A 23,444-nucleotide genomic window follows, 5' to 3' on the forward strand; every position below is an offset into this window, starting at 1 on the left:
AACGAGGCGAGCTTCTGGCATTCGATACATCCGTCCGAACGCCAAGCGCATCGAGAATCTGCGCCGCCGCCTACGGTCGCCCTCCAGGATCCCGGCCCTGCTGACTCGTGTCTCTCGCGGCGGAATTCAGCACCGCCTCCCGGCGCCGGCACTCCTTGCTGGTTCCTGTCCGAACTGGCCGCGAGGCCTGCTTCCCCCGCGGCTGCGAAGCTACTGGGGAGGCTCGCGCAGGAAGGCATACCGAGGTCAGATGAGCCTCATTCGTCGGCTCCTCATTTGCTGCCGCGTGCTGTTCAGGACTGGACAGGCGCCTAGCGGCACGGTCGACAAGCTCGACACCTGGCTGGATGCCCAGCGACAGCGCAAGCACCGCAGCGAGCCTGCTCCACGGCAACTTGTCTACCTTGTTGATGACCATCGCCAGCAGGCGGTTGATGGCGCCGTCATTCCGGAAGTACCAGAGGTAGGCATGGTCGCCCTCTGATGGCTGGAACTCGGTGGGTTGGGCGGTCGGCTTGCGCGAGGCGCGGTTCGGCTTGCTCATGCCCAGAATGCTAGGGAGACCAAAGACCGACCCGAAGGGCGCTTTTCCGAAACTCGCTGCCCGAGCCCTAGGCGCTGCTCGTCCGCCAACCTGCTCGTCGCGCTGCGAGCAAGCGGCCCCGTCAAGGGCCTTCGGCGATCCGCGCGGCTCGACGCAACAGAGCCAAGATCAGCTGGGCGCAGCAGTCTCGGAACTCGGCCTGCAATGAGGCGTCCAAGATGGGCGTTGTTGCCCGAGCCGAGTAGGTGCCGTGCTGCACGCTGAATGGTCTCCCATCGGCGTGGGCGATGGTGCCATGACGCAGATCCAGGAGCACGGCCTTCAGGGCCTGGAACTTGGCCAAGTCGGCGTGGTGGGGAAACGCGTCGGCCTCTAGCTGCACAAGCTCGACAGCCATGTCTTGGTTCGATGCTACGGAGGATCTGTCCTCATATCCCGGCGTGTACAACTGGCCGAAATACACGACCGCCAATCGGACGAGATGCCTGGCTGCATTACGCGCCTCGCCCGGCAGCAACTCCGGAGCCGAAGGCAAGCGGCTGAGCCGGTCTGCCAAGTCGAGGCAGTCCCGGCAGTCGGTGAGTGCTGTCGCCCATAACAGGGCGCGTCCGATAGACGGCTTTGCCACCAGTCATTCCTTCCCTGCCAAGATTCCGGCCTCGGAAATCATTCCGCCTTGGTAGGGTCCGCATCAACGGATTTAGCAGTTCGCTTTCGAGCTGGTGCGCGCTTCTTGGCAGGAGGACTCTTGCCGGATATGAAAGCTTCACAGGAAAGGATCAATTGCCGCCCATACGCCATCGCGCCATCCCACACAGCGGCCTCCCGAACCGCGACGAGCATGTACATCGCATGGAAGCATGCAACGACCAACACGACCAAAATGCGCTGCGCGTAGCTCGTGTCAAAGGCCCAGCCGTCCTTCGATAGGAGCAGGACAGACGCCGCTACGACCACAAGATTTAGCGCCAATCCTATCCATTTCAAACCAAGTAAATTCCTGCGAAAACCGTAGGCGACATTTTCACTAAACAGGAGAGAGAACTTCTTGACGTCTCGGGTGTTGTGCCGAATCCAAACGCCAGCTTGTTCGTAAACGGCATCTCCGGCCTCAGGGTTCTTGGCCTCCTCCTCTGGAGTGGGAAACGGGGTATTCAGCTGTTCAGCGAGGAAGCTGCGATAGCGCGCCTTCGATCCTGCATCAATGGTTGTATCCGAGTGCCGAAATAAGGTGATTGACGGCATGCCGCCGTGCTTCGCGAAGAGGTTCTTCTCAATTGCTCCTCCACGTGTTCTTGCAAAATCTGCGATTGCAAACAGCAGCACGAGGATTCCGATCGTGGCAATTGCGTTGGAAAGCCCAAAAGACTTCCACGAAATCAATAATGCTAGCGCCGCCATTGCTGGCGCCGAAGCGATGATGGCAGGAAATAGTCGTGCCCTTATCGAATACGCGTCAAAAATCTTCAGGAATTCCATCACAACCCCTCGACTTGTGATGCGAAATCTTCCGCCACTATTGGCACCGCCCCAACGTGTCCCTTTCCCTTGTAATGCGAGATCCACCGAGTGCGCGTGGAAAACACTTGGAAGCCTCTGCGAATGAAGGCATTTTTCACTTGGCCCCTCGGGTAGTCCGGCTTGTTGGCGCCAATGGAGCAGAAGGCCGTGCCGACGACGGTGCCCTTGGGCACGCGAGGCCCAAGCCACGCATCCAATACCGAGGGCGTCACGTTGTGCCGGCTGCCGTGGTGAGGAATCTGCACGAAACCCGGATTGGGAAGACCCAAAGCAGCGGCGTAAACAGCAGCCTCAGAGAGCCCCACGGGCCCGACGTCCGCCGTGAGAAGAATCCCTTTTCCGTCGAGCAGCGCATATTGCACAACGCAACTCTCATTCGATGCGGATGTACTGACATTCTCCGAAAGCGTTTCGACGCCCCAGTCTTCATCAAGCCATTTTCTCGCAGCCTCCACGAGCGACTTCAGTAAGCCAAAAGGCGCCGCAGCATCTTCGGCGCGATAAGATGTGGGCGACTTATCCAGGTCCGGAATTGAATCGATGTACCGTTGTCTAGCGGGTGCGAGCACCACAAAATCGCCGATCCGCGCACCTTGGAAGACTTCATGAATGACGGTGCCTTGAGCCTGTGCGAGTTCTTCAATCTCGACCAGATAAGGATGGCGACCTTTAATGTCGTCAATTAACCCCTGAAGGGTGAAGTTGCCATGAAAATGATGCAGCACTTGGCCCGCATAAAGCCATGGTCGATTCATCCAAAGATTGGCGACACGAAATTTCTTCAACACGCCTACTAATCCACACGCATGGTCATTATCCGCATGAGACAAGACCATGTGATTAATGTATAGACCTGGGTAATACGAATCCAAGTGACCGATTATCGTCTGCGCCGTGTCTTTACGCCCCCCGTCGACGACGTGCAATAGACAGCCATTCTCGGCATCCCCGTACTTCACAACGATGGCGTCGCCATAACTGTCGCCTACGGGCAAAAAATCTATGGTGTAGTCCACTGTTCCTCCCTACATTGTTGTAGACACATCTTGCAACAAAGTTCGAGGAAGGTCGATGGATCGGCTTGAGCAAGCTGCGGTGACACAACAATGCCCCCAGGATCGGTGATCGACGTGCTCACAAGCGGCGTGCTCAGTCGGCTCGGCGACGGCAGGATACGGCGCCGCACACGCGGCCTAAGGGCGCGTCAGCGCAAGGGTGCCATCTCGGCAAGAACCGACAGCCACCGGACGGGGCCCCAGGCCAAGACCCGCGCTTGCGGCTACCTTGGCCAGGCGAGACTCCAGAAGCCGCCGGTGTGTCATGTCGGTGCCGTAGACATAAACGCTTGCCTGCTCGACCATGAATCTGTTCAGTTCCCTGAGTAGGGCCCGATCGTTCCGCGTGGCCAAACGGCGAGCAGTCTCTCGGGAGTTGAACGCCATGAAAGCTCGATCGGGGGCAACAGGTAGATAGAGCATGAAGTTGTCGTTCAGCGCTCCAAAGAGCGTGAGCGGACGATCGCCGATGAGCAATCTCTCAGGGGTGCTGGAGAACCTCCTCGTCACCCAAGACGCCTCGAAAATCGTGCGATTGAGCGTCGATGTCTGGATCAGCGTAGGCAGCGAGCGTGTCCCGAAATCATGAAGAAGATCCGGAGCATTCTTCTCTACGAATCGCCGCAAGCTGGCTTCCGGCTGATGCCCGCGAGCGTCCATAAAGGCATCCGGATCGGCGTCGAATTCGGCGCCGAGAGCTTCGATTCCGCGGGAGCGCACATGCTCCACCGCGCCAGGGCCGCGGAGGACCAGTGAAACCAGGAAGCGCGTCCAGATGTACTGCTGCTCTTCAGTCAGCCGGCCCAGTTGGTCATCCAGGATTACGCGATGTACCTGCGACGCGGGCTCGTCGATATGCAGGCTCATGAACTCGCGCTCAAGAACTTGGTTTGGCTCGCCACGGGCACGTCCGATGGCATAGAGGTCTCGCTCCTTGGCCACCGACCTGGCCTTGTACCGCTTCTCTGAGATGTTTCCACGCAGCCACCGCATGGCCGACAGACGCTCGTCAGCACCGCCCTCCCAGCGGCCCAGGAGAAATCGCGGAATGAAGTGATGCTCGCTGTGAGTGGCCATTGCCAAGGAGGACTTGGTGGACCTTCAGTCGCAGATGTGGATCCCGGTATGTCGGAGCATCTCGGTGGACTTCATGGCGTGCAGACCTTGCAGGGTCGACAAGCGTTTGGACGCAGGCGTGATCAACTTGGCCACGCGCCGGATCTCGGCGTCTTTCAAGCCATACACCGTGCCGGCGAAGCGAGGCGCATCGCCGTCAAGGGCATCCGCTAGAACGTTCATGGTGCCTTGCAGGTTCGGGCTTAATCTCGACACGTTCAAGTCGTCGAAGGCGAAGCCGAGGCATACGAGGCGCTCGGCTTCGGTGATGATCTTCTTGGCCCGGTCGAAACCTTCAGAGTGCAGATCGCTGCGATGCTCAGGGATCACACGAATCTGCGCGGCTGCCTTTGCCACCAGGCGCTGGCGTTGCTGGTCGTCGGCCGACTGGATCCCCGATTCATTGAGTCCGCCCAGACCGTACGGCACGAACAGCGGCGACTTGGGATTCAGACTTCCCAGGCAACCATACGCATGGACGATTGGGAACTGCTCCATGGCGGACCAGGCCTCATCTTCTGAAAGCTTGTACGTGTGGCGGAGGAAACTCCAGAGCGCGAGCTCCAGCGATCGGTCGTAGTTGAAGGTGACAAACGAGACTTGGTTGTTGACCAACTGCTCGGCTGGGCAACGGATGGCATTGAACACCGCCGCATACCAGTCGTCCTCGTTGGAGTCATCGAACAGCCGGTGCACGACCTCGTAGCCGAGCAGCACCTTCGCGATGGCCACCCGGCCGATCTCGGCGTATTCCATGCGATTGGCCAGAAAGGCGTCGATGGACTGGGCCTTGGACTCGATGAAGGCCTGGAAGAACTCCCGGGTCGACGGTTCGACGTCTAGCGGCCGCGGCTTCCCGAGGAACTTCACATCGTGCAGATAGCTCACCGGGACCTTCATGATGTCCTGGCGAAGCTGTGCGCCCAGCGGGAAGCCATACGGGTAGCTGGCGCCGGCGCCCAGAATAAACACGGTCTTCTTATGGATCAATGTCTCTTCCCCCTTGAGACCCATTTTTGCGACATCCGTCAGCCAAAGAGGTGTCGCGTCGCGGCGTTCAGGCGACGAGCCTCAGGATCACTGGCGCCTCTTCGGCCGGGACGCCTACATGGCTGCCGCTGGGCGGCTCCGGGTCCTCGAATCGACGCCAGTTGAGGATCACAACCGTGGCTTTCGGACCTGGGTCCTTGGCGAACTTACGGGCAAGCGCCTGTCCAATGGCCTGGGTGTCCGCGTGCGAGCGCACGGGATGGCTCAACGAGACCTCGCATGCGCCGAAGCCCGTGCCGCGACTCGATGAGAAGGTATACGAGACAAAGTACTTCAAATGGCCGACGGGCCCGCTTGGCTCGCTGGCCTCTTCGGACGCTGGATCGGTGAGGCCATCTCCATCTGGATGGTCGGCCTGCTGAAGGGGTGGCAGCACCGCCTCGCGCGCTCGGCGTTCCGCAACGCTCACATCTTGCAAGGTGTAGTAGCCCATCGCGCGGGCAAGTCGATCCAAGAATTGACGCATGGCGGTGATCACGTTTAGACGGCAGATCGTCAGGACTCGGCCTGGGTGAGGATTGGCGGATTGCCGGCGGCTCCGATGCGGGCCAGCACGTCCTTCATCAACTGATCTTGCGCCTGCGCGGAGGCGCCGAGAGCGGCCAGCTCGCGCTCCAGTTCAAGGTTGCGCTCACCCAGCGCAGTGGCCCGAGCAAGCAGCGCTTCGTACTGGCTGCCGGCCTGCGACGCCTGCGCCCGCAGATCATCAACGACCTGGTTCTGTGCGGCCAGCCGCTGCGCGGCGGGGCGGAGCTCGCGCAGGAGTTCATCGAGTTGGCGCTTCTCAGCGGGCACGCCGGTCAGCTGACCCAAGGCGTCGGCCTTTTCTTGCAAGGCGCTGCGGAGTTCCCCGTGCTTTGCTGCCAGCGCGTCGGAAACGTTGCGCAGTTCTCCCTGCAGGTACTGAATTTGTTGCTCGTGCTGGCGCGCCTCTCGGTCCCGCTGGTCTCTCGACGCTTCCCTGAAATGCTCCAGGGCCTCCCGGGCATGGCCGTGCTTCTCTTCAAGCGAGGCGACGTGGGACTGAGCGGACTTCAACTGTTCCCGCACGCCGTCAAGTTGGGCGCTGAGCTGTGCGGTCTGCCGGGCGAGTGCGAGTTTGGCCGCTGCCAGGTCGGCCTCAACTTCGTGGCGCCGCGCCCGCTCGCTGGCGAGTTCCGAGGCCAGGCGTTCGGCATCTAAGCGCGCGCCGCGAGCCTCCGCCTGTGATCGCTCCAGCGCCTCGGCGGCGCGTTTGACGTGAGCGGCGTGACCTGCCTGCTGCGCCTCGATGCGCTCCCTACTTTCGTATTCAAGCCGCGACGCCAAGTTGACGACGAAGGCCTGAAGCTCTTCGCTTAGGGAGGCGCTGGGGCTGCTGACGCCGCCTTCGTCCGCCTCGATCTCCTTCAGGTGCCGATAGATCGTCGCCTTCGAGCCGGTGTTCCCCAATTCGATCCGGATCGCATCAATCGAGGGGTGCTTACCCGCCTTCATGATCCCCAGCCGGGCCCGCTGTACTTCCGCCTTGCTCACACCGGGTCGTGCCATGTCCGTCACCAATTTCGTATGTATTACGTAATTGCAATGGTACGTAATATGAAACGACAGAACACGCCGCGTATCGGCGTCAGCCATGAGATTTGTTAATAGTCCATTATGAAATGTGACCGGCGAAACTGCGCTTGGTGAACGCTTGGCTGCAAAAGTACGCAGCGGGGTGAGCGTTTTCCCCTCGGGTGGCGGTGCCCGTCAGCTGAGCCTGGTGCATCGCGAATAGCGCCCTTGAAAGTCGTCGACCAAGTGCAACGCGTGCATTCGCCTAGTTCGCCGTTGCCAAATCGGCAGACCTCGTACCTGGCCAGCTCTAGGATTCGCGAGCAGCAGCCAGACTGGCGTACTCGCGGGGATCGGCGGTAGGTGTTCGCAGACGACGTCAAGACGAACCGGAACCCACGAGGTGGCCGCATTTGCCGGTCAGCGAGTGCCGCAGACCGGTGATGTAGTGGGTGGAGTTTTCAGCATCGGGCGTTACAGACCGCGCGTTTGCGCGACGGCCGCGCTCGTCACGCCTTGGACTTGCGCAGCCTCAGTGGACGCCCGATGGTGGCCATTCCAGACCAACGACCGTCCAGCCGTTCTCCGAGCGTGCGAATACCCGTCCTCCGTGCATGATCGCCACGGCCCGCACGATGGCCAAACCCAGGCCGTGATGATTGCTCGACTGCCCCCGTGCGGGATCGCCTCGCACGAAGCGATCAAACAGCCGGGGCAAAAGCTCTGGCGGGATGGCCGGTCCTGGATTGCGCACCGAAACGCGCACGAGGTTGGGCGCCGGCGACGCCAGCTCGATGAAGATCGCCTCGCCATGCGGCGTGTATCGCGCCGCGTTGCCAACCAGATTGACGAGCGCACGGCGCACCAGCCCTGCATTGCCTGCGGCCCGAGCGTCCCCCTCCACGAGCAACCGCACGCCTTGCTCCTCGAAGAGAGGCTCGAAATAGTCGGAGATGTGTTGAGCCTGGGTTCGCAGGTCCAGCAAGACAAGTTGGTCGGCCAGCAGCCCTTGGTCCGCCTTGGCCAGGAACAGCATGTCGTTGACCAAACTCGACAGCTCACGCAGCACCTCCAGGTTCGTGGCCAACACCTCGCGCAGCTCGGCTGCGGGGCGTTCTCGAATCAAGGCCACCTCAGCGCTGCTGATCATCGTGGCCAGCGGCGTACGCAGTTCATGGGCCACGTCCGCGCTAAAGCCTTCGAGCTGACTGTAGGCCGCCTCCACACGGCCCAGCGCGCTGTTGAAGGCTTGGACGAGCTCTTGCAGCTCCGCAGTCTCGACGGGCGTCAATCGCGCGGAGAGCGAACGCGGATTGAGTGCTGCGGCTTCCTCGGACAGCTGCTGAACCGGGCGAAGCGATCTACGGGCGATCAATCCGGCGACCATCACAATGAGTGCGACGCCGACGCCGCACACGATGGCCAGACGAGTTCCGTATCGCCGCAGCATCGCTTCCTGGTCGCGGGAGTCGATCGCAACGATCAATTCTTGTTTGCCCAGGACGGGATGGTCCTCAAGCGAGACTTGACGCGCCTGCATCGACAAGCCGTCCTCCCGGCGGACTTCCAATCTGCCCGCAATCGTCGACATCTCGGGGGGCGCACTGCCGCCGTAGAGCACCCGGCCGTCTCGGTCCAGCAGCCAGATGCGCATCTGCCCATGACCGATCAGGACGTCATTGAGGTGATGCGTCAACGCGGGCACGTCCGCCGGGACGCGGACTTCCTCCAGCAGATGCTCCACGACATCGATCTTCCCTTCCAGATCGTGATCCCGGGCCCGCTCCACCTCCTGCTGCAAACCACTGTGCAGCAGCAGCGCGACCGCGACGAACACGGCGACGGCCAGCAGCGTCAACGCGAGCGTCAAGCGCTGCGCCATCGAGCGCGGCGCGCGCGTGAGGGGAGCGCGCAAGGCCTGCCGCGACGTGTCGCCCGTCAACCCCGATCCTCCAGCACGTAGCCCATCCCACGGACCGTGTGCAACAGTGGCCTGTCAAAACCCTCGTCCAATTTCGCGCGCAGTCTCCGTACCGCCACGTCGATCGCGTTTGTCTCGCTGTCGAAGTTCAGGTCCCATACCTGTTCCGCGAGAACGGTTCGTGACAGGACCTCTCCCTGACGACGAAGCATTACGGTGAGTAGCGTAAATTCCTTCGGAGAGAGGTCAAGCCTTCGACCCGCGCGGGTGACCTTTCGCCGGGCCAGGTCGACGTCCAGATCTCCCAGGCGCAGCGAGGTCAACGGCTGCGACGCGTGGCTGGCGCCGCGACGCAGCAGCGCCTCGATGCGTGCGAGCAGTTCGGTAAAGGCGAACGGCTTGATGAGATAGTCGTCCGCCCCCCCTTTGAGGCCTTGCACGCGGTCTTCGACCTTGTCCCGCGCAGTGAGCATCAGCACAGGCGTGGCTTTGTGTTCCCTGAGTCGCCGCAACACCTCAAATCCATCGATGCCTGGGAGCATCACGTCCAGCACCACCAAGTCGTATTGACCCTCGACGGCCAGATGCTGCCCATCGATCCCGTCCTCTGCCACGTCCACCACGTAGCCGCTCTCGCTCAGGCCCTTTTTCAGATAGCTGGCAAGGCGGGACTCGTCTTCAATCACCAAGATTCGCATGGATCGAGTGTGACGCATGATGCCCCTCGCAACGAGGACGACCACATTACCGGTCTGTAATCTTCCCGTCCCCAAGCCGTGGGGGCTCGCCCTGTAGAGTGGCTGCCATGCTTCCCGTACATGTTGTGCAGGCGGCTCTTAACTGGAGCGAGTTCATGAATGTCCGTGCATTTGCCCTATCGGCCGCGCTTGCCGCGGCGGCTTCCTTGGCGCCTTGGGCAGCCGTGGCGGCCAACGACGCGACCAGCACTGCTGACGAGCGCCCCCCGTCCGGCAACTTCACGCTGGGCGAGATCAAGAAGGTCGATGTCAGCCAAGGCAAGCTCACGATCAAGCACGGCCCCATTGAAAACCTGGGGATGCCCGGAATGACGATGGTGTTCCGCGCAGATGCCTCGGTCCTGGCCGGCCTTCAGGCCGGTGATCAGGTGAAGTTCAAGGCAGACAAGGTGGACGGCGCAATCCGCATCCTGGAACTCCAGAAGTAAGTATTTTCCCTTGGTTCGGCAGAGTGGGTTCTATATGAGGAACCCGCAAGCGGGTTCTGGCTTCCCGATTGCCCCCCTTCCACACTACGTCCTTGCCCCTCTAAACTGATTCACATGACCCTGCTGGTCCGAACTGCACTCGTATGCCTGCTGGCCTTGGCCGTGCCTCTTCAGGGCGCGGTGGCCGCGGCCATGCGTTGCTGCGGGATGGATCATCATCAAGTCGGGGCATCGCTTGTCCAGGATCAGAGAGGCCACCAGCACTCCGAGGAGTTCGGCCGGGGGGGGGAACTGGCCCCGCATGTGCACACCAGCCACGCTCCACAGCATGACGAGCCGAGCGCACAGGATTCGGGATCTCCGAACGAGCATTCGGGCTCGCACGAAGAAGACAAGCGCGTCGACGCTACCAAGGCTCTCGCTAAGACTCCTGTCAAAGTCACCGGGAAGTGCAACGTATGTGCTTCTTGCTGCGGCGCTGCCGCGCTGCCATCTGAGGCTCCCGCTTTAGCGCCGACCGAAGTGGAAAAGGATCGGCACCTGCCATCGGTCACGCCAGACCCAGAATTCGGCACCGCCGGGCCTGAGCGTCCACCACGAACGTCCTTCCTCTGAAGACGTTCGCCGCGTGCGACGCTGGATCTGCTCGCCTTGAGCACGACTCCGCATCGAACACGTCGAACTGAGTTGCTGCGCCCTTGATTCGCACTAGGCGCGGCGAGTCTGTCCTGCTCCAGGACGGAGTTCACGAGGAACGACATGTTTTGCCGATCTACCCTTGGCGCGTGGGCATTTGTCCTTGCGTTGCCAGCGTTCGCCCAACACTCGGGTCATACCGCTGCGCCAGCGCCGCAGGTTTCCCCCCAGGCCTCTAAACCGCAACCCCCTCCAGCTGCTCAAGCCGCGGTCGGGACGGCCTCGTCGCCCAGCCGCACAGCTAGCGACCAGCGCTACGTTTCAAGCTTCGAGAACTACCGTCGATTTGCGGACGAGCCCGTTCAGTCTTGGAAAGCGTCCAACGACCGCGTGGGCCAGATTGGCGGCTGGCGTACGTATGCCAAAGAAGCGGCCGGCGCGGACGCGCCGCTGCCGAGCGCAGCGACTGCCCCGGCGCACCAGTCTGCTGGGCGGCCTGATAAGACGGCGTCCGAGGTCAAGCCGCCTCGCCCCGCTGCGGTCCAGACGCCGCAATCCCCGTCCGCACCGGCGCCCAAGGCGAGCGGTGGCCATTCCCAACATCAATGAACTACCGGAGACCGCGCATGAACAGCCGGGAGAGCCGCGTCGCGCGACGCATCCGCTGGGCCGCCATTCCGCTTGCAGTGACCCTGCTCGCCGGATGCGCCAGCACCGCCATTGATAGCAATTTCGGCGAGGTGCAGTCCCTCACACAGAGTCGACTTGGCGCCGAGGTGAAATGGCTGCGTTCCTCTGAAGCCCGCGAACAAGCGGCGAAGGACGTTCAAACGATCTTGGCCCAGCCATTGACCGCCGACGATGCGGTGCGGTTGGCGCTGGCCTACAGCCCTGCGCTACAAGCGACGCTGTACGACAGCGCGGCTGCGTCTGCCACCGCGGCACAAGGTGCGCGGTTGCCCAATCCAGTCTTCACCTTCGAGCGCTTGGTGCGCGGGCAAGGTGCTGATCGAGATCTAGATATTGGCAGGTCGCTGGGAATCTCCTTGTTCGACCTCCTGCTGCTGCCCAGCCGCATGCGTATTGCCAGCTTCCAGCAGCAGCAACTACAGCTGCGACTTGCGGGCGACGTGGTCCAGGCGGCAACTGAAGCCCGTCAGAACTGGATCCGCGCGGTCGCGGCCCAGCAGCAGGTCCAGTACGCCGAGCAAGTCAAGGTCGCGGCAGACGCGACCGCCGAGTTGGCCAGGCGCATGCAGGCGGTTGGCAACTTCAGCAAGCTTCAACGGGCCCGGGAGCAAGCCTTCGCCGCGGAGGCGGTGGCGCAACTGGCCAGAGCGCGGCAAAGCGCTCAAAGCAGCCGCGAAGCGCTCGTGCGCAGTCTCGGCTTGGACGCGGCACAAGCGCGCATGCTCAAGTTGCCGGAGCGCTTGCCCGAACTGCCGAAGTCCCCACGCGATGAGGCGCAGGTGGAGCAGCAGGCGATCGACCAACGACTCGATGTCCGCATGGCGCGGGCGGATCTGCAAACCACGGCCCGTGAACTCGGGCTCAGTCGCGTGACGAGTGTGATCAACGGGTTGCACGTGGCCGCAGTGCGAAACAGCGAGACCGGGCAACCTCCTCAGAAGGGGTTTGATGTTGAGCTCCCGATCCCGCTGTTCGACTTCGGCGACGCCGTGCGCGCGCGCTCGCAGGCGACCTACATGGCGGCGGTCAATCGCACCGCGCAGCTGGCGGTCGAAGCGACTTCTCAAGTACGCGAGACCTACGGTGCCTATCGCACCGCCTTCGATGTGGCTCGTCACTACATGGAGGAAGTCGTGCCGCTGCGTAAGACGATCTCCGAGGAGAACCAGCTTCGCTACAACGGGATGCTGATCGGAGTGTTCGAACTCATTGCCGACGCGCGCGAGCAGATCTCCAGCGTCAACCAAGCCCTGGAAGCGCAGCGCGACTTCTGGCTTGCCGACGCGGCTCTGCAAGCCACGCTGATCGGCAAGCCCGTGGACTCGATCACCTTCCAAGCGTCGTCTGCCGCGCCTGCTGGCGGCGACGCGGGTCACTGATTTCTACGGAGATGCATATGACAAACAGCCGACGCCGATTTCTGGCGGGTACCGCCGCGGCGGGTGCCGCCGTGGCGGCCTCGACCGTGAGCAAAGTGGCCATGGCCGCCTTGCCCGAGCCGGTCTATCAATCCAATCCCTCCTCCGCAGCGCCGCTCTATCCCACCACCGGCCGTCCCTACAACCCCATGGTCACGCTCAACGGCTGGAGCCTGCCTTGGCGCATGAACAATGGCGTCAAGGAGTTCCATCTGGTCGCCGAGCCCGTTGTCCGTGAGTTCGCGCCCGGTATGAAGGCGCACCTGTGGGGCTACAACGGAAGCTCGCCCGGTCCGACCATCGAGCTCGTGGAAGGCGACCGGGTTCGCCTGTTCGTCACAAACAAGCTCCCAGAGCACACCACGATCCATTGGCATGGCGTCCGTCTGCCGAATGGGATGGACGGGGTTGGCGGCCTCAATCAGCCCCACATTCAGCCCGGCAAGACTTTCGTGTACGAGTTCGTCGTGCGGCGCAGCGGCACCTTCATGTATCACCCGCACGCGGACGAGATGGTGCAGATGGCCATGGGCATGTACGGGATGTTCATCGTGCACCCGAAGGATCCGAAGTTCATGCCGGTCGATCGCGACTACGGCTTCATCCTGAACGCCTACGACATTGAGCCGGGCAGCTACACCCCGCGGGTGAGCGAGATGACCGACTTCAACCTGTGGACCTTCAACTCGCGCGTGTTCCCGGGCATCGATCCGATGGTGGCGCGTCAGGGCGAGCGCGTGCGCATCCGGGTAGGCAACCTCACGATGACGAACCACCCGATCCATCTGCACGGTCACGAGTTTGTGGTCGCCGGCACCGATGGCGGCTGGACCCGCGAGAGCTCTCGGTGGGATGAGGTCACGACGGACGTTGCTGTCGGACAGATGCGCGCGATCGAGTTCGTCGCCAACGAGCCTGGCGACTGGGCGTTCCATTGCCACAAGAGCCACCACACGATGAATGCAATGGGACATGGCCTGCCCAACATGATCGGGGTGGACCACACGGGCATCGTCAAGCAGGTCAACAAGCTGATCCCCGACTACATGGCCATGGGCGAGCGCGGCATGGCGGATATGGCTGAGATGGAGATGCCTATCCCGGACAACACGCTACCGATGATGACCGGGCAAGGCCCGTTCGGCCCGGTCGAGATGGGCGGCATGTTCACGGTGATGAAGGTTCGTGCGGACCAAAAGCGCGGCGACTTCAAGGATCCAGGCTGGTACCAGCACCCCAAGGGCGAGGTCGCGTACGAGTTCACCGGTGTACTGCCGGAGCCGGCGCGGTCCTTCAGCGCTGGAGGCCAGACCATGCCGTTGGCCCGCAAACCCCCAGGCAATGTCGAGATGCGCGTGCGCAAGCCCAGCGGCGGCCACGAGAACCACTGACAGCGCCCCCACTTTCCAACCCCCAAGCAAGACCGTTTTGTTAAGGAATCAATCATGAAGATCCAACACCTGCTCGCCGCCGTTCTGGTTGCAATCGGCTCCACTGCAGCATTTGCGTCCGGCAACCATGCCGACGGACACGGGAACGAAGACAGTGCCATTGGCAAACCTGGTAAAGCTCAACAGGTCACGCGCACCGTCAACGTCGACATGACCGACAACATGCGCTTCACGCCGGCCAGCGTTGAAGTCAAGCAAGGCGAGACCATCCGCTTCAAGGTCAAGAACTCTGGACAGGTCAAACACGAATTTGTGCTCGGCACCGAGCAAGAACTCAAGGAGCACTATCAGGCCATGCTCAAGAACCCCGAGATGGAGCACGAAGATCCGCAGATGATCACGCTGGCTGGTGGCAAGACCGGCGAAGTGATCTGGCAGTTCACCAAGGCGGGCAAGGTCGACTTCGCGTGCCTTCAGCCCGGGCACTACGACGCGGGGATGAAGGGCGCGGTCACCGTTGCCAAATCCGGCGCAAAGGTGAGTGCTACCAAGGCAGGCGCCAAGGCGGACGGCCACACCGACCACGCACACTGAGCAAGCCATGACCGGTCTCATGAATCGGCGCCGCGCCGTCTGGGCAGGTCTTGGCTTGGGCCTTGCAGCGGTTAAACACGCCGCTGCACGACCGTCCCCGGCTGCCTGGGCCGTCGAAGTGTGGAAATCCCCCGAGTGCGGTTGCTGTAAGGCGTGGTTGACGCACCTACAGGCGCAGGGCATGAGCATCGGCACCATCCACAACAGCGGAAACACCGATGCTCGCAAGTCACTTGGGATCCCCCTCGCTTTGGGCTCGTGCCATACCGCGCGCATCGAGGGCTACGCCATCGAGGGTCATGTGCCAGCCAAGGAAATCAAGCGCTTGCTCAGAGAGCGCCCCGTGGCGATTGGCTTGGCCGTGCCCGGCATGCCGTTGGGCAGCCCCGGCATGAATGGCCCCGACTTCGACAACCAGACCCAACCCTACGACGTGTTGCTCGTCCTCAAAGACGGCTCCACGCGCGTGTTCCAGTCCTACCACCGTTGATCCAAGGAGTTGTTATGAAGTCCCACTTTGTGCGTTTTGCATTGACTGCTTTCGTGCTGATGACCGCCGGCGGGGCTCACGCCGCGGGCGACCAGGCCGTGCAGCAATCCTCCTCGCCTGCCTCAGCGCAGACGGCCCCCGAAGCGTCGGCGATGACCGAAGGCGAAGTTCGCCGCATTGACACAGCGAACAAGAAGATCACGCTCAAACACGGCGAGATCAAGAACCTGGAGATGCCCGCGATGACCATGGTGTTTCAGGTTTCGGACCCGGCCGCAATCGACAAGCTCAAGGTGGGTGACAAGGTTCGTTTTGCCGCCGAGAAGCGCGCCGGCGCTTTGGTCGTCACGCAGATCGAGGCCGCCAAGTGAGTCCTCTCAAAGCCGTTGTCGCCTTTCTTGTGCTCATGATGCTGTTCACCACGGTGCGAGCGGAGTTGGTGGACGTGCAGTGGCAGCCGGATGGTTCGTCGCAGCGTGAATTCCAAGTCGCTCCGGGCAAGTTCGCGGAGTGGTGCACAAAGTTGCGTCAAGGCGAAAAGGTGCAGTGGGAGTTCGATTCGGACGCGCCGCTGAACTTCAACGTGCACTACCACGAAGGCAAGGAGGCACGGTACCCCGCCAAGCACGACGCCGCGACCAAGGCCGAGGGCTCGCTGGAAGTTGCTGCGGATCAGCACTACTGCTGGATGTGGGCCAACAAGACCACATCCACCGCGACAGCGCGCTCCGTCTTGCGAAAGGTCCAGTGAGCCATGGCGTGAAGACCTTTTGACATACGGGGGCAGATTCAGCCGCCGCGCCCGCACATCCTGCTCACCCTCTTGCTTGTCACAACCCATCCGGGACGGCAGGCAGGGGTGCGCGTGTTTTTGAGCGTCAAGCAGCGGCATGCGACTCCATATCGACTCGGTGGCCCGGGACTGTGCCTTGCTCGCTGATTAGGCCGAATCGTCGGTGACTACAAGGAGTGAATCATCATGGCCCACGAACAGTTTGCGTCGTGCATCGACGCCTGCGACGAGTGCGCGGCAGCGTGCAACCATTGCGCAAGTGCGTGCCTCCAAGAAAGCGACGTGCATGCGATGTCGCGATGCATCGCGCTGGACATCGACTGCGCAGCCATCTGCCAGCTGGCCTCCGCGGCGATGGCTCGCGGCAGTGAGCACGCTCGCTCCATCTGCGCCCTATGTGCGGAAATCTGCGACAGCTGTGCAGAGGAATGCGGCAAGCACGACATGGATCACTGCCAAGCCTGCGCGCAAGCCTGCCGCAACTGCGCAGCACTGTGTCGCAGCATGACCGGCTCAACCAACGCCTAGGTCTCGGCGCGCAAGGACGCGTTGGGGCGGCAGGCTTGATCAGATTCGCTGAACGGTAGGTCCCGAAATGACAACTCTGGACAGCGGGCCCGAAAAATGCGCTGGACCTTCCCACGATGGGAAGCTGCAGAGTGTCACTTGCCGGAGTTGTTCCGGAGCGACCCGAGGAGCATCCCATGCTTACGTTTGAAGTTCCCGATATGAGCTGCCGCAGTTGCGCCAGCAAGATCAGCAAGGCGGTCAAGGAGGTCGACCCGCAAGCTCGGGTCGAGGTGGACCTGACCGCCAAGCTGGTGCGGATTGACTCCGGCCAAGCGCAAGCGAGCGAGCTAAAAACAGCACTTGAGCAGGCGGGATACACGCCAAGCGAGCCGGCTGCCCCGCAAGGGGCGACCACATCCAGCCCCGCAAGCTGTTGCGGTGGCTGCAGGCCGTAAGCGGCAAATACCTCGGCCCCGCAGCGATGTCCTGACCAAAACTGCCGTACTTCGAGTCCGCGACGCAACTGCACGGCGCGGACTCTCCCTCAAGACCGGAGGAGAAAAAAATGAGCAAGTACCCCACCCATCACGAATTGAAGCCGGCGACGGTTCCAACGATTGGTGAAGCCGGCGCCGCGGCGGACTTCTCCTGCCCGATGCATCCGGAGGTCCGTCAGAGCGGCCCTGGACGGTGTCCGAAGTGCGGTATGCACCTGGTCGCGTCAGCCGGGGCCGTCCCAACGCATCGAGCCGGCGCCGGCATTGGCGCACAGGTGCATGCTGGCAACGCTCAACAGACACAGCCCCACAACCACGAGGCCAGCGGCGCGGCGTCGTCGTTCGGGCCTGCTCCGCAGTCTGAACACCGGCACGTTCACCAGCACACTGCTCGCGTGGGCGCGCCCGATGCGCCTGACGTTCACCCGCCATCGACGTCGACGATCTACACGTGCCCCATGCACCCCGAGATCCGCCAGGATCATCCCGGCAATTGCCCCAAATGCGGCATGACGCTTGAGCCGCTGATTCCTGAGGCGGCGGACGATGACAACCCCGAGCTGCGGGACTTCGCTCGTCGCTTCTGGTGGACGCTTCCGCTGACGGTCGTCGTCACGGCCCTGGCCATGGCGGGGCATCGGCTCGGCTGGCTCACTCCGGCGAAGCAGAGTTGGGTGGAGCTCGTGCTGTCGCTGCCCATCATTCTGTGGGCAGGGTGGCCGTTCTTGGTAAGAGGCGCCGAGTCAGTGCGACAGCGCAGCCCCAACATGTGGACATTGATCGGGCTGGGCACAGGAGCGGCTTTCGTCTACAGCGTGGTGGCCACGGTCGCGCCGCAGGCATTCCCGACCAGCTTCATGGCGCACGGCCGCATCGGGGTGTACTTCGAGGCTGCCGCGGTCATCATTTCCTTGACGCTGCTGGGGCAGATGCTGGAGTTGCGCGCTCGCTCGCAGACATCCGCAGCCATCAAATCGCTGCTCGGCCTCGCACCGAAAACCGCCAGGCGTATCTCGGCGGACGGCGGCGAGGAGGATGTACCGTTGACCCATGTGCATGTCGGAGACCGACTTCGCATCCGCCCGGGCGAAAAGGTGCCTGTGGACGGCATCGTCGAGGAGGGGCAAAGCGCCATCGATGAATCCATGCTTACCGGCGAACCCGTTCCGGTCACCAAGCGCGTTGGCGACAAGGTCATCGGGGCCACGATCAACACGACTGGAGCGCTGATCATGAGGTCCGAACGCGTGGGGTCGCAAACGATGCTTTCTCAGATTGTGCAAATGGTTGCTCAAGCTCAGCGCTCCAGGGCCCCCATGCAACGCATGGCGGATCGGGTGGCGGGCTGGTTTGTCTTGGCTGTCATTGGCGTCGCGCTGCTGTCGTTCTTTGGCTGGGGGGTTTTCGGCGGAGAGCAAGGCTGGCAGTACGGGTTGATCAACGCAGTGAGCGTGCTGATCATTGCGTGCCCCTGCGCGCTGGGCTTGGCTACGCCGATGTCCATCATGGTGGCCACGGGTAAGGCCGCGACGCAAGGCATCTTGTTCCGTGACGCGTCGGCCATCGAGCACCTACGACGCGTCGACACCATGGTCGTGGACAAGACAGGCACGCTGACCGAGGGCAGACCGGCCTTTGAACAAGTGGTCGCCGCGCCCGGGGAGTCCCAAACAGAAGTCTTGCGTCTGGCGGCCAGCCTTGATCAGGCCAGCGAGCATCCGTTGGCTCAGGCGATCGTGCAGGCCGCCAAAGCTCAGAACCTTGTGCTCGTGGCTGCGACGAACTTCGAATCCTCGACGGGCATCGGCGTACGCGGCCAAGTCGAAGGCAAGAGCCTCGCCCTGGGCAATACAGCCTTGATGCAGCTGGACGGCGTGAATGTCGCGCCCCTGAGTTCCGCAGCTGAAGAGCTTCGTACTCGCGGCAGCAGTGTGATGTACCTCGCGAGCAATCAGGTGCTGCTGGGGCTGCTGGCGGTTTCCGATCCGATCAAGCAGAGCACTCCCGAGGCATTGCGCGCGCTTCAGGCAGCAGGCATACGGGTTGTGATGGCCACTGGGGACGGACTGACAACGGCCCAGGCGGTAGCGCGTCGCCTCGGTATTGACGAAGTGCACGGTGAGGTGCAGCCCGCGGACAAGCTGGCGCTCGTTGAACGCCTGCAGGGCGAAGGGCGCGTCGTGGGCATGGCGGGAGACGGTATCAACGACGCTCCGGCACTTGCCAAGGCGGATGTGGGGGTTGCCATGGGCACTGGCACGGATGTGGCGATGAACAGCGCCCAGTTGACGCTCGTCAAGGGGGACCTGCGCGGCATCGCCCGTGCGAAGGCGATCTCCGACGCCACCGTTGCCAACATGCGGCAGAACCTGGGGTTTGCTTTCTTCTACAACGCACTGGGCGTGCCGCTGGCTGCCGGCGTTCTGTATCCCTTCACCGGCTGGCTTCTGTCGCCGATGATCGCGGCGCTCGCCATGAGCCTGTCCTCGGCCAGCGTGGTGTTCAACGCGCTAAGGTTGCGTCGGTCCTCGTCCGAAGAGACTGGCGACTGACCTTGCCGGCCAGACCAGATAGATTGGCGCCCACCGGTCTTCCCGACGAGCGCCTCGTCATTCAGTATCCGCGATTGGTGTTCATGCGCCGCAGGCTGCCGTCCTGACGTGCGAGGCGCAACTCTTCGAGCACCTCGGCCCGAGTGCGGCCACCTGCGGCGGGCGCTTCGAACTTCAGCGCACTGCTTTGCTCACCGGTCGCCGAGGTCTTCATGTCCTTGCTCGGCGCCAAGCGACGCGCCGGCGCAGGCTCGAACTCGGGTGCATAACCTGCCTCGCTATGGATCTTGTCCAGCGTGCCGTCCTCTCGTGCGCGCTTGAGCTCCTCGATCACCTCAGCGCGTGTGCGCCCGCCGCCGGCGGCCGGTGCATCGAACTCCAGGCGAGAGGACTGGCCGGCCACGACCGAGCTGGGGGCCTTTGCACGCGAGGAGCCAGAGGCGGCTTCAAACTCGGGGGCGTACCCAGCTTCGCTGTTGATCTTGGCCAGCGAGCCGTCGGCACGGGCCTGCGCCAGCTCGGCAAGGACCTGCGCACGTGTCTTCGCGGAAGGCATGACATGGTAGGCGCCTCCCGACTCACTATTGCCTTGCGTGAAACCGTTGTCGGCAGAAGCGGGTGCGGCGGTCACGGTGAGCGCAGCGGCGGCGGCCAAGGCGAAGGGCGTGAGGGTGCGGAACATGGTGAACTCCTTGTGGTTTGCATTGCGAGCAACCGGGTGGTCATCGCAGACTTGGCGTCGAACTCGAGCGCCATGGAGATCACTGTAGAAAGTCGGGGGCCACAAGGACCTGTCGCCGCCATTACGAAGCTGTCATGAAGCGCCGAGCCGCGATGTTGGGAGTGCGCCTTGCCGGATCAAAAGAGCCACGTCACCTCGTGAGGTGGTTGGTCCTTCAACTTCTTCGTAGGAGCATTTCATGAGAACTGAAACTTCCCGAGCTCGACAGCTGATCCTGATTGCAGTCGTGAGCGTGTGCTCCATCGGCGGCGCGCTTGCGCAGGCTGCCAACTCTCCCTCCGACAAGCTCAAGAGCTCGATGGAGTCGGGAATGAGGTCGATGCAGGGCATGAAGCTCAGCGGCGACACCGACAAGGATTTCGCCATGATGATGAAGATGCATCATCAGCAAGCGATCGAGATGGCCAAGGTCGAGATGCAGAGCGGCAAGTCTGCGCCACTCAAAGCAATGGCGCAAAAGATGATCGACGATCAGTCCAAGGAGATCGGGGAACTCGACGCGTGGCTCCAGCAGCACAAGTGACTTCAAGGGCTGGATTGACTCCGATCGCCGACCACTCGCGATCCAACGCCCGAGCTCGGCTATGACATCGGGCTGGGCGTGCTCCGAAGCCAGGCCCGCAGTCGCCGCCGGGTCTGGCTACAGGAGATGCCCAGCTGAGGATCGCAGGCAAGGATCATCGCTCCGCAATTGCGCACCTCGTCAGGCTCATCGTCGAGCACGAGTGCGTCTACGATCCGCGGCTGCGCGTGCAAGAACTGAGCGATGGCCGCGGCCTTTGCGCCGCGTGGAACCGCACCAGCAAACCGTGAAGCCAGTGGTCCGAGGAAGTCCCTCAGATAGTCATCGGCGAACTGTTCGCGCCAACTGGAATGAACGCATACCCCCACATCCGTAAACGCTGCGAGCTCATCAGCCAGGATGGTCAGCCACTCGAACGGAAGCATACGGCCGTTGGAGCCTTGCGCAGAGTGCAGGACCCCGTCAAAGTCTGTGAACACGATTCGATGGAAACCGACCGTGCGCGCGCCGACGATCACGCTTTGATGCGAATGGCGCACGATTAGCCGCGCGGCGCCCAGACTGTACCCAACGCCGGGTTCTCCACGATGGAGCCGTCGTTGAGCCAGAACTGGATGGCCCAGTTGACGGTGTCGGACCTGCGCCGTTCGCCGTCGATGACCCAGTGGATGGAGTGGTCGTTGAACATCAGGTGCCCCTGACCGGGCTCGATCAGTTCGTCGTACTGCTCGCGGCCTGTGAAGAAGTTCAGCATGATCCCTTTACGGATCTCGAAAAAGCGCTCTGTGCTCATCTGGTCTGGAGTTGATGTTGGTTCAAACAGCGGCGATGGATTTCCATCCTTGCGCGCGTTGTCGTTTACTCCGCCCGTGCCACGCGGGGCCGGCCACGCCCCGTCACGCAGACTCGGGGGCGCAACTTGGGAGCTCGCGTGTTGAGCCGCAGTAGCAGCTCTGCCTTCCGATCGGGTGGTGGCGTCTGCATGGGCACACCCACATCCAGCGTCTTCCCCGCCACATCTCGCAAGGTCACCACCTTGCCCGACTCGTCGCTGCGGAGCCAAACTTCGTTGATTTCCCGCGAGCACCACTGGCCGGTCGGAGACGCCCAGGCCGGAATCATCGCCACGAGACCGCGCACACTCGCGGCATCGACGGCCTTGATTGCGTCGGCCAAGTCCGTGTCCCACGCTATGCACAAGGTATGGGTCGGCTTCCATCCAAGATCGCCTGGATCTGGCCGCTCCACCGTGAGAAGAAACCAGGGTGAGTGCAGCGTCATCTCGACGACCCGCCAGTGTTTGCCTCCGGGCACGTTGAGGCCTTCGGGCATGGGGAACTCATACTGCGGGAGCGAGAGAAACATCGGTCTGTTGCCAGGGACCATACGGCTCCGGCGGTGGGATGGTTGACATGGCACCGATTGTTCGGCCAGCACGTCCATAACCAAATTTTTGATACGGCGCGGGGTCGGATACGGTGCGAGGCTGAGAGCTCTCCATGGTCAAAACTCTGCACAGCCGTCACAACGAGATCCTTCTGGACAAGCTCCGCAAGCTACGGGAAGCCCGCGGCCTGCGGCAGGCCGACCTTGCGCTGCTGATAGGTCGCAGCCAAGGTGCGGTCAGCTACGTCGAAAGCGGCCAGACCCGTCTGGACATCATCGGCTTGCGCGACTGGCTGGAGGCGCTGGACTACGGCTTCTTGCGCTTCTTGAAGGAGCTCGACGCCGAATTGAGACGGCTCGACGCGTTACGTATGCGGCCCAAGGCGGGCAAAGGGAGCAGGCGGGCATCGCGGTCGGCACACGCTCGGCTCAGCGATTTGCTGCAGCGCCCCCCCATGAGCGAAGACTAGTCCACGAATGGGCGATGCAGCGTATCAGCCACCGCCGTGGCGGTGGGGGCAGCTCCGTTGACGACGCCAGAAGAGCGGCGTCGCAATCTCGGGTGGGGACGAGAGGCGCTGGAGGAGCTGTCACTGGACCCGGATCTCCCCGCGGATTGGCGCAATGCGGCGGCTGCAGCGCTTGCCGACTACCCGACGCAGGAATTCATGCGGCAGTTCGATGCCGCTGATCCTGACGCGCTTGACGACTACGCCAGCGCGCTCCTGAAGGCACGCTTGCTGTTTCATCGGGTGCAAGCCGGCAGCGGATGCTCGGCGCAGCGCCGGTACATGCTTGCGGTCGTGCTTCGGCACTTCCCGTGAGGCGACAACGCCCTACAAGAGACTGGGAAGCTGGTGGCGCTGGATTCTTTCGTCCAGGCGCTTGACGAATGCCTCAAGCGTCGTGCCGCACGCGTGTGTCCACAGGGCCAGCTCGAAGACGTCGACGCGCCGTCGTCCAGATTCGCAGCGGCTGACGATGTCCTGGCCAATCTGCAGGCGCTCCGCCAGCTCCATCTGGCTCAGGCCAGCATCGGCCCTGAGGACGTTCAACTCCTCAAGGAACAACTTGTACTTCTCACTGTGGAGCGGGCTTCTCATCCTGACCTGGCTGCAAATGCAACCTGGCAGGATCAGAGGGAAGAAGAATTATGGGAAAACGCCATAATCAATATCGAAGTACCGCGTCTTCGGAATCGGTTGGCGAGCACCATGACATGAGCCACATTGCTGCTCTAACTGCTCAAGGCGCCTCGCTCCTGTTTGTGGCGAGACATGCACGGCCCTGATC

At 62.4% G+C, this 23,444-nt stretch carries 28 protein-coding genes; 14 read left to right on the forward strand and 14 right to left on the reverse strand.

Going from position 1 to position 23,444, the window contains the following annotated elements; genetic code table 11:
* Positions 1 to 250: 250 nt before the first annotated feature.
* The gene (locus N5D62_RS03790; RefSeq protein WP_279756231.1) at positions 251 to 484 is read left to right on the forward strand and encodes a hypothetical protein; all 234 of its coding nucleotides are present in this window, start codon (positions 251 to 253) and stop codon (positions 482 to 484) included.
* A 181-nt stretch (positions 485 to 665) separates the two neighbouring features.
* Here N5D62_RS03790 and N5D62_RS03795 read toward each other — a convergent pair whose 3' ends face one another.
* The 9 genes from N5D62_RS03795 to N5D62_RS03835 all read right to left on the reverse strand — a co-directional run bounded on the left by N5D62_RS03795 (position 666) and on the right by N5D62_RS03835 (position 9,441).
* Positions 666 to 1,172 carry a hypothetical protein gene (locus N5D62_RS03795; protein WP_279756232.1) on the reverse strand — a complete coding sequence of 169 codons (507 nt, stop codon included), beginning with the start codon at positions 1,170 to 1,172 and terminating at the stop codon, positions 666 to 668.
* Positions 1,173 to 1,210: 38 nt separating this feature from the next.
* Positions 1,211 to 2,023 carry a hypothetical protein gene (locus tag N5D62_RS03800; RefSeq protein ID WP_279756233.1) on the reverse strand — a complete coding sequence of 271 codons (813 nt, stop codon included), beginning with the start codon at positions 2,021 to 2,023 and terminating at the stop codon, positions 1,211 to 1,213.
* Positions 2,023 to 3,081, reverse strand: coding sequence for a hypothetical protein (locus N5D62_RS03805; RefSeq protein ID WP_279756234.1), 1,059 nt, complete (start codon positions 3,079 to 3,081; stop codon positions 2,023 to 2,025). Before N5D62_RS03805 ends, N5D62_RS03800 begins: the two co-directional genes overlap by 1 nt.
* A 177-nt stretch (positions 3,082 to 3,258) precedes the next feature.
* A complete protein-coding gene (locus N5D62_RS03810) occupies positions 3,259 to 4,197 on the reverse strand; it encodes a DUF4238 domain-containing protein (protein ID WP_279756235.1) in 939 nt (312 codons plus the stop codon).
* A gap of 24 nt (positions 4,198 to 4,221) precedes the next feature.
* Positions 4,222 to 5,250 carry a hypothetical protein gene (locus N5D62_RS03815; RefSeq protein ID WP_279756236.1) on the reverse strand — a complete coding sequence of 343 codons (1,029 nt, stop codon included), beginning with the start codon at positions 5,248 to 5,250 and terminating at the stop codon, positions 4,222 to 4,224.
* A 43-nt stretch (positions 5,251 to 5,293) separates the two neighbouring features.
* Positions 5,294 to 5,764 carry a hypothetical protein gene (locus N5D62_RS03820; RefSeq protein ID WP_279756237.1) on the reverse strand — a complete coding sequence of 157 codons (471 nt, stop codon included), beginning with the start codon at positions 5,762 to 5,764 and terminating at the stop codon, positions 5,294 to 5,296.
* Positions 5,765 to 5,781: 17 nt separating this feature from the next.
* Positions 5,782 to 6,903 carry a DNA-binding protein gene (locus tag N5D62_RS03825; protein WP_279756238.1) on the reverse strand — a complete coding sequence of 374 codons (1,122 nt, stop codon included), beginning with the start codon at positions 6,901 to 6,903 and terminating at the stop codon, positions 5,782 to 5,784.
* A 451-nt stretch (positions 6,904 to 7,354) separates the two neighbouring features.
* Entirely contained in the window at positions 7,355 to 8,764 is a 1,410-nt protein-coding gene (locus tag N5D62_RS03830) for a heavy metal sensor histidine kinase (RefSeq protein ID WP_279756239.1), read from the reverse strand.
* On the reverse strand, positions 8,761 to 9,441 hold the full coding sequence (locus N5D62_RS03835) for a heavy metal response regulator transcription factor (RefSeq protein WP_279756240.1): 681 nt from the start codon (positions 9,439 to 9,441) through the stop codon (positions 8,761 to 8,763). Before N5D62_RS03835 ends, N5D62_RS03830 begins: the two co-directional genes overlap by 4 nt.
* Before the next feature lie 155 nt (positions 9,442 to 9,596).
* Here N5D62_RS03835 and N5D62_RS03840 point away from each other — a divergent pair, with 155 nt between their 5' ends.
* From N5D62_RS03840 to N5D62_RS03885, 10 genes are all read left to right on the forward strand, one after another.
* Complete coding sequence (locus N5D62_RS03840) at positions 9,597 to 9,929, forward strand: copper-binding protein (protein ID WP_279756241.1); 333 nt, start codon at positions 9,597 to 9,599, stop codon at positions 9,927 to 9,929.
* A 1,262-nt stretch (positions 9,930 to 11,191) separates the two neighbouring features.
* Positions 11,192 to 12,634: a TolC family protein gene (locus N5D62_RS03845; RefSeq protein ID WP_279756242.1), complete on the forward strand. Its 1,443-nt coding sequence runs from the start codon at positions 11,192 to 11,194 to the stop codon at positions 12,632 to 12,634.
* A gap of 17 nt (positions 12,635 to 12,651) precedes the next feature.
* Complete coding sequence (locus tag N5D62_RS03850; protein ID WP_279756243.1) at positions 12,652 to 14,064, forward strand: copper oxidase; 1,413 nt, start codon at positions 12,652 to 12,654, stop codon at positions 14,062 to 14,064.
* A 54-nt stretch (positions 14,065 to 14,118) separates the two neighbouring features.
* Entirely contained in the window at positions 14,119 to 14,658 is a 540-nt protein-coding gene (locus N5D62_RS03855; protein WP_279756244.1) for a cupredoxin family protein, read from the forward strand.
* 181 nt (positions 14,659 to 14,839) lie between these two features.
* The gene (locus tag N5D62_RS03860; protein WP_347881799.1) at positions 14,840 to 15,148 is read left to right on the forward strand and encodes a DUF411 domain-containing protein; all 309 of its coding nucleotides are present in this window, start codon (positions 14,840 to 14,842) and stop codon (positions 15,146 to 15,148) included.
* A gap of 14 nt (positions 15,149 to 15,162) precedes the next feature.
* Entirely contained in the window at positions 15,163 to 15,519 is a 357-nt protein-coding gene (locus N5D62_RS03865; protein ID WP_279756245.1) for a copper-binding protein, read from the forward strand.
* A complete protein-coding gene (locus N5D62_RS03870) occupies positions 15,516 to 15,899 on the forward strand; it encodes a hypothetical protein (RefSeq protein ID WP_279756246.1) in 384 nt (127 codons plus the stop codon). The genes N5D62_RS03865 and N5D62_RS03870 overlap by 4 nt, the downstream gene beginning before the upstream one ends.
* Positions 15,900 to 16,127: 228 nt before the next feature.
* Complete coding sequence (locus N5D62_RS03875) at positions 16,128 to 16,469, forward strand: four-helix bundle copper-binding protein (protein ID WP_088384660.1); 342 nt, start codon at positions 16,128 to 16,130, stop codon at positions 16,467 to 16,469.
* Between the two features lie 176 nt (positions 16,470 to 16,645).
* On the forward strand, positions 16,646 to 16,906 hold the full coding sequence (locus N5D62_RS03880; RefSeq protein WP_279756247.1) for a heavy-metal-associated domain-containing protein: 261 nt from the start codon (positions 16,646 to 16,648) through the stop codon (positions 16,904 to 16,906).
* Between the two features lie 200 nt (positions 16,907 to 17,106).
* A complete protein-coding gene (locus tag N5D62_RS03885) occupies positions 17,107 to 19,500 on the forward strand; it encodes a copper-translocating P-type ATPase (RefSeq protein WP_279756393.1) in 2,394 nt (797 codons plus the stop codon).
* A 61-nt stretch (positions 19,501 to 19,561) separates the two neighbouring features.
* On the opposite strand, the gene N5D62_RS03890 is transcribed toward N5D62_RS03885, so the two are convergent.
* Entirely contained in the window at positions 19,562 to 20,182 is a 621-nt protein-coding gene (locus N5D62_RS03890; protein WP_279756248.1) for a DUF4148 domain-containing protein, read from the reverse strand.
* 238 nt (positions 20,183 to 20,420) lie between these two features.
* On the opposite strand from N5D62_RS03890, the gene N5D62_RS03895 reads away from it, so the two are divergent.
* On the forward strand, positions 20,421 to 20,765 hold the full coding sequence (locus N5D62_RS03895) for a DUF305 domain-containing protein (protein ID WP_279756249.1): 345 nt from the start codon (positions 20,421 to 20,423) through the stop codon (positions 20,763 to 20,765).
* A 59-nt stretch (positions 20,766 to 20,824) separates the two neighbouring features.
* Here the strand turns inward: N5D62_RS03895 and N5D62_RS03900 are convergent, their stop codons facing one another.
* The 3 genes from N5D62_RS03900 to N5D62_RS03910 all read right to left on the reverse strand — a co-directional run bounded on the left by N5D62_RS03900 (position 20,825) and on the right by N5D62_RS03910 (position 22,097).
* Positions 20,825 to 21,283, reverse strand: a complete 459-nt coding sequence (locus N5D62_RS03900) for an HAD domain-containing protein (RefSeq protein ID WP_279756250.1) — start codon at positions 21,281 to 21,283, stop codon at positions 20,825 to 20,827.
* A gap of 23 nt (positions 21,284 to 21,306) precedes the next feature.
* On the reverse strand, positions 21,307 to 21,558 hold the full coding sequence (locus N5D62_RS03905) for a hypothetical protein (protein ID WP_279756251.1): 252 nt from the start codon (positions 21,556 to 21,558) through the stop codon (positions 21,307 to 21,309).
* 65 nt (positions 21,559 to 21,623) lie between these two features.
* Complete coding sequence (locus N5D62_RS03910) at positions 21,624 to 22,097, reverse strand: hypothetical protein (protein ID WP_279756252.1); 474 nt, start codon at positions 22,095 to 22,097, stop codon at positions 21,624 to 21,626.
* A 167-nt stretch (positions 22,098 to 22,264) separates the two neighbouring features.
* Here N5D62_RS03910 and N5D62_RS03915 point away from each other — a divergent pair, with 167 nt between their 5' ends.
* On the forward strand, positions 22,265 to 22,621 hold the full coding sequence (locus N5D62_RS03915) for a helix-turn-helix transcriptional regulator (protein ID WP_088384668.1): 357 nt from the start codon (positions 22,265 to 22,267) through the stop codon (positions 22,619 to 22,621).
* A 57-nt stretch (positions 22,622 to 22,678) separates the two neighbouring features.
* Entirely contained in the window at positions 22,679 to 22,975 is a 297-nt protein-coding gene (locus N5D62_RS03920; RefSeq protein ID WP_279756253.1) for a BPSL0761 family protein, read from the forward strand.
* A 12-nt stretch (positions 22,976 to 22,987) separates the two neighbouring features.
* Here the strand turns inward: N5D62_RS03920 and N5D62_RS03925 are convergent, their stop codons facing one another.
* Entirely contained in the window at positions 22,988 to 23,254 is a 267-nt protein-coding gene (locus N5D62_RS03925; protein WP_347881800.1) for a helix-turn-helix transcriptional regulator, read from the reverse strand.
* Positions 23,255 to 23,444 lie beyond the last annotated feature (190 nt).

It is taken from the genome of Mitsuaria sp. GD03876, from assembly GCF_029840635.1.
Lineage (GTDB): Bacteria > Pseudomonadota > Gammaproteobacteria > Burkholderiales > Burkholderiaceae_C > Roseateles.

Excerpts from the sequence above, each read along its gene's own strand:
- N5D62_RS03885 (WP_279756393.1), top strand. The coding sequence starts at position 17,107 with ATGCATCCGGAGGTCCGTCAGAGCGGCCCTGGACGGTGTCCGAAGTGC.
- N5D62_RS03835 (WP_279756240.1), bottom strand. The coding sequence starts at position 9,441 with ATGCGAATCTTGGTGATTGAAGACGAGTCCCGCCTTGCCAGCTATCTG.
- N5D62_RS03925 (WP_347881800.1), bottom strand. The coding sequence starts at position 23,254 with ATGAGAAGCCCGCTCCACAGTGAGAAGTACAAGTTGTTCCTTGAGGAG.
- N5D62_RS03810 (WP_279756235.1), bottom strand. The coding sequence starts at position 4,197 with ATGGCCACTCACAGCGAGCATCACTTCATTCCGCGATTTCTCCTGGGC.
- N5D62_RS03865 (WP_279756245.1), top strand. The coding sequence starts at position 15,163 with ATGAAGTCCCACTTTGTGCGTTTTGCATTGACTGCTTTCGTGCTGATG.
- N5D62_RS03880 (WP_279756247.1), top strand. The coding sequence starts at position 16,646 with ATGCTTACGTTTGAAGTTCCCGATATGAGCTGCCGCAGTTGCGCCAGC.
- N5D62_RS03815 (WP_279756236.1), bottom strand. The coding sequence starts at position 5,250 with ATGGGTCTCAAGGGGGAAGAGACATTGATCCATAAGAAGACCGTGTTT.
- N5D62_RS03860 (WP_347881799.1), top strand. The coding sequence starts at position 14,840 with ATGAGCATCGGCACCATCCACAACAGCGGAAACACCGATGCTCGCAAG.
- N5D62_RS03850 (WP_279756243.1), top strand. The coding sequence starts at position 12,652 with ATGACAAACAGCCGACGCCGATTTCTGGCGGGTACCGCCGCGGCGGGT.
- N5D62_RS03855 (WP_279756244.1), top strand. The coding sequence starts at position 14,119 with ATGAAGATCCAACACCTGCTCGCCGCCGTTCTGGTTGCAATCGGCTCC.
- N5D62_RS03905 (WP_279756251.1), bottom strand. The coding sequence starts at position 21,558 with ATGAGCACAGAGCGCTTTTTCGAGATCCGTAAAGGGATCATGCTGAAC.
- N5D62_RS03790 (WP_279756231.1), top strand. The coding sequence starts at position 251 with ATGAGCCTCATTCGTCGGCTCCTCATTTGCTGCCGCGTGCTGTTCAGG.
- N5D62_RS03845 (WP_279756242.1), top strand. The coding sequence starts at position 11,192 with ATGAACAGCCGGGAGAGCCGCGTCGCGCGACGCATCCGCTGGGCCGCC.
- N5D62_RS03875 (WP_088384660.1), top strand. The coding sequence starts at position 16,128 with ATGGCCCACGAACAGTTTGCGTCGTGCATCGACGCCTGCGACGAGTGC.
- N5D62_RS03910 (WP_279756252.1), bottom strand. The coding sequence starts at position 22,097 with ATGCCCGAAGGCCTCAACGTGCCCGGAGGCAAACACTGGCGGGTCGTC.
- N5D62_RS03840 (WP_279756241.1), top strand. The coding sequence starts at position 9,597 with ATGAATGTCCGTGCATTTGCCCTATCGGCCGCGCTTGCCGCGGCGGCT.
- N5D62_RS03825 (WP_279756238.1), bottom strand. The coding sequence starts at position 6,903 with ATGGCTGACGCCGATACGCGGCGTGTTCTGTCGTTTCATATTACGTAC.
- N5D62_RS03915 (WP_088384668.1), top strand. The coding sequence starts at position 22,265 with ATGGTCAAAACTCTGCACAGCCGTCACAACGAGATCCTTCTGGACAAG.
- N5D62_RS03890 (WP_279756248.1), bottom strand. The coding sequence starts at position 20,182 with ATGTTCCGCACCCTCACGCCCTTCGCCTTGGCCGCCGCCGCTGCGCTC.
- N5D62_RS03895 (WP_279756249.1), top strand. The coding sequence starts at position 20,421 with ATGAGAACTGAAACTTCCCGAGCTCGACAGCTGATCCTGATTGCAGTC.
- N5D62_RS03800 (WP_279756233.1), bottom strand. The coding sequence starts at position 2,023 with ATGGAATTCCTGAAGATTTTTGACGCGTATTCGATAAGGGCACGACTA.